Raw genomic sequence first — 9,263 nt, 5'->3', positions numbered from 1 at the left:
GCGTGAGGTCGATGAGCGCGGCATCGAAGCGCTCATCGGCCGCCGCATCCATGGCCTGTTGCGCCGTGTAGGTGCAGCGGGCGGTATGGTCCTGCAGCGTCAGGAGTTCCTGCAGCAGGTCTGCCGCGGCTTCGTTGTCGTCGACGATCAGCACGTTCACTGGGAGGAGGCTTTCAAGCAAGTTGTATCCACCCAGTATCCCGGCCAATCGCCTCCCGTGCAGTAGGAAGGCGCCTACGCCCGCACTTGCGTCGCAGTTTTGGCGGCAGCCTGCAGCGGCAGCTCGACATGGAACAGCGCGCCTTCGCCGGGCCGGCTCTCCACCTCGATGCGCCCGCCGTGCAGGCCTACGATCTTGCGCGTGATGTAGAGCCCGAGGCCCAGGCCGGGCGCGTGCTTGCGGCTGTCGTCGGTGCGTTCGAACTGCTCGAAGATGCGCTCCTGGTCTTCGGGCGCAATGCCGATGCCCTGGTCGCGCACAGTGATGTGCGCGGTGCCGTCACGCTCCCACAGCATCATCTCCACGGACTTGCCGCCGCCGTAGCGCAGTGCATTGGTCAGCAGGTTGGTCAGCACCTGCTCGATGCGGAACTCGTCCCACACGCCGCGCAGCTCGCCCGGCGCTTCCAATGCAATGACAGAGCCCGCGGCCTCGGCCTGCTGCTTCAGGCCTTCCACCACGGCCCGTGCGAGCGCGGCCAGGTCGACCGGCTTGGGCTGGATCGACAGCGCGTCCCTTCGCATGCGCGTGACGTCGAGCATGTCGTCGATCAGCCGCACCATGTTGCGGATCTGCCGCTGGTCGCGTTCGATCATGGCGGGCAGGCGATCCGCGGCAAAGGACTCCAGCTTGCCCCTGGACACCTGGACCTGGCGCAGTTGCGTTTCGAGGTACAGGGTGTTGAGCGGCGTGCGCAGCTCGTGCGAGACCATCGACATGAAGTCGTCGCGCATGCGCACCGCGCGTTCGAGTTCGCCCTGCGTGTGGCGCAGCTGCTGGACCAGTTCTTCCTGCTTCTGGTTGGCCACCGCGAGCGCGTTCATCTCGTGCCGCAGCGCCTTGCGGTGGCAATGCAGGTCGACGAACACGTTGACCTTGCCAGTGACGGCATGCGGATCGAGCGGCTTGTAGAGGAAGTCGACCGCGCCGCTTTCGTAGCCCTGGAAGGCGTAGTTCGAATCGCGGCCCGCCGCCGTCACGAAGATGATCGGGATGTGCCGCGTGCGCTCCGTGCCGCGCATCAGCTCGGCCAGCTCGAAGCCGTTCATGCCGGGCATCTGCACGTCGAGGATGGCCAGCGCGAATTCGTGGTCCAGGAGCAGCGCAAGCGCCTCCTCGGCCGAGGAGGCGCGGTACACCGCACGGCCCGGGCCGCGGATCAGGGCCTCGAGCGCAAGAAGGTTTTCGGGCAGGTCATCGACGATCAGCAGCTTGCTTTCGACGTCAATGGGCATGGGCGGACTCCAGTTGCAGCAGCAATGTGCGAAGCTCGCGCAGGGCAAGCACGTGATCGGGGGAATGGCGGGCAATGGCTGCCCTGGGCATGGTGGGAATCTGGGCTTCCTCCGGGTCCTGGACGGCAGTGAGGCCGCCGGCCATGTGAATGCGCAACAGGCCTTCGGCGCCGTCGTCGTTCGCGCCCGTGAGCAGGAACCCGGCGAGCGCGGGGCCGTAGGCATCGGCGGCCGAGGCCATCAGCACGTCGATCGACGGCCGCGAAAAGTGCACGGGCGGTTCGCAGCTGAGCGAAAAGCACCGATCGCGCTCGATCGACAGGTGATAGCCGGGCGGCGCGAAGTACAGGCTGTCGGGCGCGACCGGCATCTTGTCGGCGGCCTCGTGCACCGGCATGTGCAGCCGCTCGGCAAAGATCTCGGCCAGGTGGCTCTGGTGGCCTTCGGGCAAGTGCAGGACCACCACCACCGGAAGCCGCCACGGCGGTGGAATGCCGTGCAGGAGCGCCAGCAGCGCCTCGATGCCGCCCGCGGACGCGCCGACCACCACGGCCTCGACGCGCCGCGCAGGGAAGGGGCGGGCATCCGGCTTCATGTGGCCTTCCGGTAGATGCGCTCCGGCTGCGAATGGGCGTCGAAGCGCCCGGCATAGCTCGAGAAGTCGATGCTCTCCTTCGCGCCCAGGCCCAGGAAGCCGCGGTGGCAGAGCGACTCGTGGAACAGGCCGAGCGCGCGGTCCTGCAGCTCGCGGTTGAAATAGATGAGCACGTTGCGGCACGAGACGAGCTGCGTCTCGGCAAAGACGCTGTCGGTGGCCAGGCTGTGGTCGGCAAAGATGACGTCGGCGCACAGCGCCGGGTCGAAGCGCGCGGCGTCGTAGGCCGCGGTGTAGTAGTCGGAGAACGAGCTGCGCCCGCCGGCGCGCTGGTAGTTGGCCGTGTAGCCGCGGATCGATTCGATCGGGAAGATGCCCTGGCGCGCCTTCTCGAGCGAAGCGGGGTTGATGTCGGTGGCATAGATCTGCGTGCGGGAGAGCAGGCCTTCCTCGCGCAGCAGGATGGCCAGCGAAAAGACCTCCTCGCCGGTGCTGCAGCCCGCCACCCACACCTTCAGGGACGCATAGGTGTGCAGGATCGGCACCACGTGCCGGCGCAGCGCGAGAAAGTAGGCCGGGTCGCGGAACATCTCGCTCACGGGAATCGTCAGGTACTCGAGCAGCCGGCCGAACAGCAGCGGATCGCGCAGCACCTTCTCCTGCAATGCCGAGATGCTCGGCAGCCCGAGCTGCGCGAGCGCGTGCAGCACGCGGCGCTTCTGCGAAGCCACGGTGTAGTTGCGGAAGTCGTAGCTGTAGCGCAGGTAGATGGCTTCCATCAGCAGCCGCAGCTCGATCTCCGTGTTGCTCAGCGCGGATGGCAGGGGCAGGGATGCGGCATTGGGGTTCACAGCCGCTCCATTTTGGGCATCCACACGCGCAGAAGCGAGAACAGGCGTTCCAAATCCACAGGCTTGGCCAGGTAGTCGCTGGCGCCCGCGGCCAGGCACTGCTCGCGGTCGTCCTTCATGGCCTTGGCGGTGATGGCGATCACGGGCAGCTTCTCGAAGCGCGGGTCCGCGCGCAGCCGGCGCGTGGCCTCCAGGCCGTCCATCTCCGGCATCATCACGTCCATCAGCACCAGGTCGATCTCGCGCGCCTGGTCGAGCTTCTGGAGCGCCTCGCGGCCGTTGCGGCCGATCTCGACCGCGGCGCCGCGCTGCTCCAGCGCGCTCGTGAGCGCGAAGAGGTTGCGCACGTCGTCGTCCACCAAAAGGATGGTGCGGCCCTCGAAGATGCGGTCGCGCCCGCGCGCCGCCTTCAGCATGCCCTGGCGCTCGCTGGACAGCTCGGCCTCGACCTTGTGCAGGAACAGCGTGACCTCGTCGAGCAGGCGTTCCGGCGAGCGCGCGCCCTTGATGATGATGGAGCGCGAATAGCGCTGCAGCTCGGCTTCCTCGCCCCGCGTGAGGTTGCGCCCGGTGTAGACGATCACCGGCGGGAAGGAAACGATCTCTTCCGACGCCATGCGCTTGAGCAGCTCGCTGCCCTGCATGTCGGGCAGGTGCAGGTCGGTGATCATGCAGTCGAAGACGCGCCTGCGCAGCAGTTCGAGCGCCTCTTCGCCGGAGCCCACGGCGGCGATCTCGATGTCTTCGTCGCCGATCAGCCGGATCACGCTTTCGCGCTGCAGCGCATCGTCCTCGACCAGCAGCACGGCCTTGACCTTCTGCGTGAGCTTTTCCTCGAGCCGGGCGAACACCTGCGTCAGCTCGGCGCGCGTGGCCGGCTTCTGCGCATAGCCGATGGCGCCCATGTGCAGGGCGGCGGCCTGCGCGTCGTCGGCGGCCGAGACCACGTGGATCGGGATGTGGCGCGTCTGCGGCGAATCCTTCAGGCGCTGCAGCAGGCCGAGCCCGGTGCTGTCGGGAAGGCGCATGTCGAGCAGGATGGCATCGGGCAGGAACTGGTGCGCCAGCTCGAAGCCGTCGGCCGCGCCATGGGCCACCAGGCAGCGGTAGCCCAGCTCGTGCGCCAGGTCGTAGAGGATGTGCGCGAACTGCGGCTCGTCCTCGATCACGAGCACCCGGCGCACTTGGTCGGGCGGCAGCGTGCGGTCGTCGGCAAAGGAGGGCGGCGGCACGGCAGCCGGCGGCGAGGGTGCCGCGGGCGTGGCGTGCGCGGTAGGGAAGGGCGCGCGCGCCGCCGTTGCGGGCTTTGCGGGCGCAGCAGCAGGGGGCCGACCTGCTTGCTGCGAAGCCTGTGGCAAGGCCTGCGGCGCCGCGGCCGGCAGCTGCAGCGTGAAGGTGCTGCCCTGTCCGGGCTGGCTTTGCAGCGTGAGCGTGCCGCCCAGGAGGCGCGTGAGGTCGCGCGAAATGGAAAGCCCCAGGCCGGTGCCGCCATAGCGGCGGCTGGTGGTGCCGTCGGCTTGCTGGAAGGCTTCGAAGATCAGCTCCTGCTGCTCGGGGGCAATGCCGATGCCCGAATCGCTCACCGCGAAGACCGCGCCGCCGTTGGCAGCCGCCGACACGGTGAGCGCCACCTCGCCGCTGTTGGTGAACTTGATCGCATTGGAAAGCAGGTTCTTCAGGATCTGCTCGACGCGGTGGCGGTCGGTGGCCAGCGTGGCGGGCGTGCCGGGCTGCATTTCCAGGCGGAAGGCCAGCTGCTTCTCGGCAGCCAGCGGCCTGAAGGCGCTCTCCAGGCTCTGCGCGAGCTTGCCCGGCGCCACCTCCTCGACCACCACTTCGAGCTTGCCGGCCTCGACCTTGGAGATGTCGAGGATGTCGTTGATCAGCACCAGCAGGTCGTTGCCCGACGCGTAGATCGATTCCGCGAACTTCACCTGCTCGGGGCTCAGGTTGCCCTGCGGGTTGTCGGCGAGCAGCTTGGCCAGGATCAGCGCGCTGTTGAGCGGCGTGCGCAGCTCGTGCGACATGTTGGCCAGGAACTCCGACTTGTAGCGGCTGGCGCGCTGCAGCTCGTCGGCGCGGTCTTCCAGGTCGCGCTGCACGCGGCGCAGGGCGGCGTTGCGCTGGTCGAGCGCCTCGGTGCGCTCGGAGAGCTGGCTGTTGGTCTGCTCCAGCTCGGCCTGCTGGTTCTCCAGCATGGCCTGCGAAGAACGCAGCGCACGCGACTGCTCCTCGAGCTCCTCGTTGGCGGTGCGCAGCTCTTCCTGCTGCACCTGCAGTTCCTCGTTCAATTGCTGCGTTTCGGCCAAGGCGTCCTGCAGCTGCTCGCGGTAGCGCGCCGCCGCGAGCGAGTCGCCGATGTCCTCCGCCACCAGGTCGAGCAGTTCGTTGGTCCGCGCATCGGGCACGGCCGGCAGTCCGAGTTCGACCACGCCGTTCACGATGCCGTCGCTCGACACGGGCACCAGCAGCACCGCCGCGGGCGCCATTTCTCCCATGCCCGAATTGACCTTCAGGTAGTCGGCCTGGATCGGCTCCACGAGCATGCGGCGCCGTTCGGCGGCCGCCTGGCCGACCAGGCTCTGGGTCGGCGAGAACACCTGCGGCGAGGCCTCGGCTTCCATCGAGAAACCGTAGCTCGCGGCGCGGCGCAGCGTGCCTTGCCGCTCTCGCACGTACAGCGCGCCGACCGCGCTGCCCAGGTGCCGCGAGAAGAAGGCCAGGACCTTGCGGCCCAGGTCGTTGGCATTGAGTTCGCCCACCAGTTCGCCCACCAGTTCGGTCTGCGCACTGCGCAGCCAAGCCTGCTGCGCCAGCCGCTCGGCATGCGCGGCCTGGTCCCGCAGCACCGCGTCGTAGCTGTTCGAAAGCCGCACGAGTTGCCGGCGCCCGAAGTAGGCCACCATGCCGGTGAACACCAGCGTGAACAGCAGGAACACGGCCACCACCAGCCAGGCCGTGCGGTTGACCTCTTCGTTGCGCTGGTAGCGCAGGCCCTCCTCGGTGTCCATGAAGGCCGTGAATTCGGCGCGCATGTCCTCGCGCAGCTGCTTGCCCCGGCCCTGGCGCACCGCCTGCGGGTAGTTGCCGCCGGCGCGGCGCAGCGCGATCAGGTCTTCTGCGAACCCGTTCCAGGCCTCCTGCAGCGCCGCGATGCGCTCGACCCGCTGCGCCTGCTGCCGGTTGTCCAGCACCAGCTCGCGAAGCGCGGCGGTGTCGCTCTTGATCCTTGGCAGCGCGCGGTGGTAGGGCTCGAGAGAGCTTTCATCGCCGGTGATCAGGAAGCCGCGCAGGCCGGTTTCCATGTCGATGCTGCGGCCTTGCAGCTCGCTGGCGCTGCGCGTCACGCGGTCGCTCTGCTCGACCCGGCTGATGGTGAACAGCAGGAACACGATCAGGCTGACGAACACCAGCGCGCCGATCACCCCGCCAAGCAGCGGCCACTTGAGATTGCGGCTCAGCTGGCGGTCGAAGTCGTCGGGGTCGATCGCGGTCGGCGTTTTCATTCGAACAAGATTTGTAAGCAAAACTTTTGAAGTTTTGCCGAATTCTGGAGCGCCGGGTGTCGGAGAAAGGCCCGATAGCGCCTTTGCCCCTGGTGCGGTGGTCTCGTTATACTGTTGTTTTATACAGCATCAGCCGTGACCACGGACCTTTCCACCCCGCCGACCGAAGACGCGCCCGATGCCCGCGCTGTCTCCGTCAAGGCCCTGTGCGCCTTCGGTGCCAWGGCCGGCGACCTCGACCTGCGCTTCGTGCCTGCACCCAGCGCGCTCGAAGGCATGGCCGGCCATGCGCTGGTGCAGGGCCGGCGCGGCGACGGCTATGAAAGCGAGGTGCCGCTGGTCTCCCGCTGCGGCGCGCTCCAGGTGCGCGGCCGTGCCGACGGGCACGACCCGCGCGAACCCCGCGTCGAGGAGATCAAGACCTTCCGCGGCGACTTCGACGCCATCCGCGGCAACCACCGGGCGCTGCACTGGGCCCAGGCCCGCTGCTACGGCTGGATGCTTTGCGAAATGCACGGCTACGAGCACATCACCGTGGCGCTGGTCTACCTGGACCTCGGCACCGGCGACGAAACCGTGCTGGAAGAGCCCCACACGCGGGCCGCGCTGCAGGCGCATTTCGAACTGCTGTGCGAGCGCTACAGCGCCTGGGCGCAGAGCGAGGCTGCGCACCATGCGGCGCTCGGCCATGCGCTCGGCCGGCTTGAATTTCCGCACGGCTCGTTCCGGCCCGGCCAGCGCGAACTGGCCGAAGCCGTCTACCGCGCCGCCGTGAACGCGCGCTGCCTGATGGCGCAGGCACCCACCGGCATCGGCAAGACGCTGGCCACCATCTTTCCGCTGCTGAAGGCGCGGGCCGCGCGCAAGATCGACAAGATCTTCTTTCTCACCGCCAAGACCTCGGGCCGGGCCGTGGCGCTGGAGGCCGTCGGCGTGCTGGGCAAGAACTGCGCGCAGCTGCGGGTGCTCGAACTCACCGCGCGCGAAAAGGTCTGCGAATACCCCGACCGCGCCTGCAACGGCGATGCCTGCCCGCTGGCCAAGGGCTTCTACGACCGCCTGCCCGCCGCGCGCGAGGAAGCCGCGCAGGCCGCCCGGCTCGACCGGCCGGCGCTGCGAAGAATTGCGTTGGCGCACAGCGTGTGCCCCTATTTCCTCGCGCAGGAAATGGCGCACTGGTGCGACCTGATCGTGGGCGACTACAACTACTACTTCGACGGCAGCGCCTTTCTCTACGCCACCATGAAGGACGCCGAATGGCGCGCCGCGGTGCTGGTGGACGAGGCGCACAACCTGCTGGAGCGCGCGCGCGGCATGTACACGGCGCGGCTCGACGGCCTCGCGCTCGAAGAGGCCCACCGCGTGGCTCCCGCCTCGGTGCGCGGCGCGCTGGGCCGGCTGTACCGCGAATGGGACACGGTGCAGCAGGCGCAGGCCGAGCCCTACGACACCGCCGACGAGATTCCCGAGCGCTTCGCGCGCACGCTGCAGGCCGCCAACACGGCCATGGGCGAGTACTTTGCGGCCACGCCCGATGCGGCCCAGGGCCCGCTGCAGCGCTTCTTCTTCGATGCGCTGCAGTTCGCCCGGCTGGCCGACGCCTTCGACGACCATTCGGTCTTCGAGCGCACGCTGGGTCCCGCGCACGCCCAGCAGCAGCGCAGCCTCGCGATCCGCAACCTGGTGCCGGCGCCGTTCCTCGAGCCGCGCTTCGCGGACGCCGCATCGGTCACCTGCTTCTCGGGCACCTTGTCGCCGTTCGAGTTCTACCGCGACGCGCTCGGCTTGCCGCCGGAAACGATGCTGCTCGACGTGGCCTCGCCATTCCGCAGCCAGCAGCTGCGCGTGGAGGTGGCCATGAACGTGTCGACCCGCTTTCGCGACCGCGCGGGCTCGCTCGCTCGCGTGGCCGGGATCATCGGCGAGCAGTTCGAGCGCATGCCGGGCAACTACCTCGCGTTCTTCAGCAGCTTCGACTACCTCGAAAAGGCCTGTGCGGCCTTCCTGGCCAGGCACCCCGGCGTGCCCGTGTGGGCCCAGACGCGCGGCATGGCCGAGGCCGATCGCCACGGCTTTCTCGCGCGCTTCGAGGAAGGCGGCCAGGGCATCGGCTTTGCCGTGCTCGGCGGTGCGTTCGGCGAAGGCATCGACCTGCCCGGCAGCCGGCTGATCGGCGCCTTCGTGGCGAGCCTGGGCCTGCCGCAGCACAACGCGCTCAACGAGATCACGCGCGAGCGCATGCAGGCGCGCTTCGGCAAGGGCTACGAATACACCTACCTCTATCCCGGCCTGCAAAAGGTGGTGCAGGCGGCCGGCCGCGTCATCCGCACCGAGCAGGACAGCGGCGTGCTGCACCTGCTGGACGACCGCTTTGCGCGCGCCGAGATCCGGCAGCTGCTGCCGCCCTGGTGGGAGCTGCGGCTGGGCGGGCCGGCACACGCGGGCGAAGGAGAGATCATCGATGCGCTCAGCCAGGCACATCCAGTTCGCTGACCAGCCCGACCTGTTCGGCGAGGCGCCCGCGGCCGCCATCGAGGGCCTGCGCTACGAGCGCGAATTCCTCACGCGCGCCGAGGAAGCCGAGCTGCTGCGGCTCGTGCAGGGCTTCGAGCTGCGCGAGATGCGCTACAAGGAATACACCGCGCGCCGCCGCGGCATCAGCTTTGGCGGCAGCTACGACTTCGACAAGCACCGGCTGCGTCCCGGCGCGGCCATGCCGCCCGCGCTTCACCCGCTGCGTGCGCGGGTGGCCGCGTGGATGGGCATGGCGCCCGAGGATTTCGCCCACATGCTGATCTCCGAATACCGGCCCGGCACGCCGCTCGGCTGGCACCGCGACGTGCCGGACTTCGAGGA

6 protein-coding genes are annotated in these 9,263 nt (G+C 68.7%); 2 read left to right on the top strand and 4 right to left on the bottom strand.

Annotated features, from left to right (window positions below; translation table 11 throughout):
* Positions 1-234 precede the first annotated feature (234 nt).
* The 4 genes from AC1DOC_RS08225 to AC1DOC_RS08210 are packed head-to-tail and all read right to left on the bottom strand — an operon-like array spanning position 235 to position 6,407.
* The gene (locus tag AC1DOC_RS08225; RefSeq protein WP_012747905.1) at positions 235-1,455 is read right to left on the bottom strand and encodes a hybrid sensor histidine kinase/response regulator; all 1,221 of its coding nucleotides are present in this window, start codon (positions 1,453-1,455) and stop codon (positions 235-237) included.
* Positions 1,445-2,050, bottom strand: a complete 606-nt coding sequence (locus tag AC1DOC_RS08220) for a chemotaxis protein CheB (RefSeq protein WP_012747906.1) — start codon at positions 2,048-2,050, stop codon at positions 1,445-1,447. The genes AC1DOC_RS08225 and AC1DOC_RS08220 overlap by 11 nt, the downstream gene beginning before the upstream one ends.
* Positions 2,047-2,901, bottom strand: coding sequence for a CheR family methyltransferase (locus AC1DOC_RS08215; RefSeq protein WP_012747907.1), 855 nt, complete (start codon positions 2,899-2,901; stop codon positions 2,047-2,049). The genes AC1DOC_RS08220 and AC1DOC_RS08215 overlap by 4 nt, the downstream gene beginning before the upstream one ends.
* A complete protein-coding gene (locus AC1DOC_RS08210) occupies positions 2,898-6,407 on the bottom strand; it encodes a response regulator (RefSeq protein ID WP_478080822.1) in 3,510 nt (1,169 codons plus the stop codon). Before AC1DOC_RS08210 ends, AC1DOC_RS08215 begins: the two co-directional genes overlap by 4 nt.
* Positions 6,408-6,542: 135 nt before the next feature.
* Here AC1DOC_RS08210 and AC1DOC_RS08205 point away from each other — a divergent pair, with 135 nt between their 5' ends.
* The gene (locus AC1DOC_RS08205; RefSeq protein WP_478129645.1) at positions 6,543-8,900 is read left to right on the top strand and encodes a helicase C-terminal domain-containing protein; all 2,358 of its coding nucleotides are present in this window, start codon (positions 6,543-6,545) and stop codon (positions 8,898-8,900) included.
* A partial coding sequence (locus AC1DOC_RS08200) for a 2OG-Fe(II) oxygenase family protein (RefSeq protein ID WP_478129644.1) occupies positions 8,869-9,263 on the top strand: 395 nt, incomplete at its 3' end. The genes AC1DOC_RS08205 and AC1DOC_RS08200, both read left to right, overlap by 32 nt.

This window comes from Variovorax sp. 01T439_2 (assembly GCF_056398445.1).
This window is presented reverse-complemented; position numbering and strand designations above follow the sequence as displayed.

Coding starts and splice junctions, on each gene's coding strand:
- AC1DOC_RS08225 (WP_012747905.1), bottom strand. CDS start 1,455: ATGCCCATTGACGTCGAAAGCAAGCTGCTGATCGTCGATGACCTGCCC.
- AC1DOC_RS08220 (WP_012747906.1), bottom strand. CDS start 2,050: ATGAAGCCGGATGCCCGCCCCTTCCCTGCGCGGCGCGTCGAGGCCGTG.
- AC1DOC_RS08210 (WP_478080822.1), bottom strand. CDS start 6,407: ATGAAAACGCCGACCGCGATCGACCCCGACGACTTCGACCGCCAGCTG.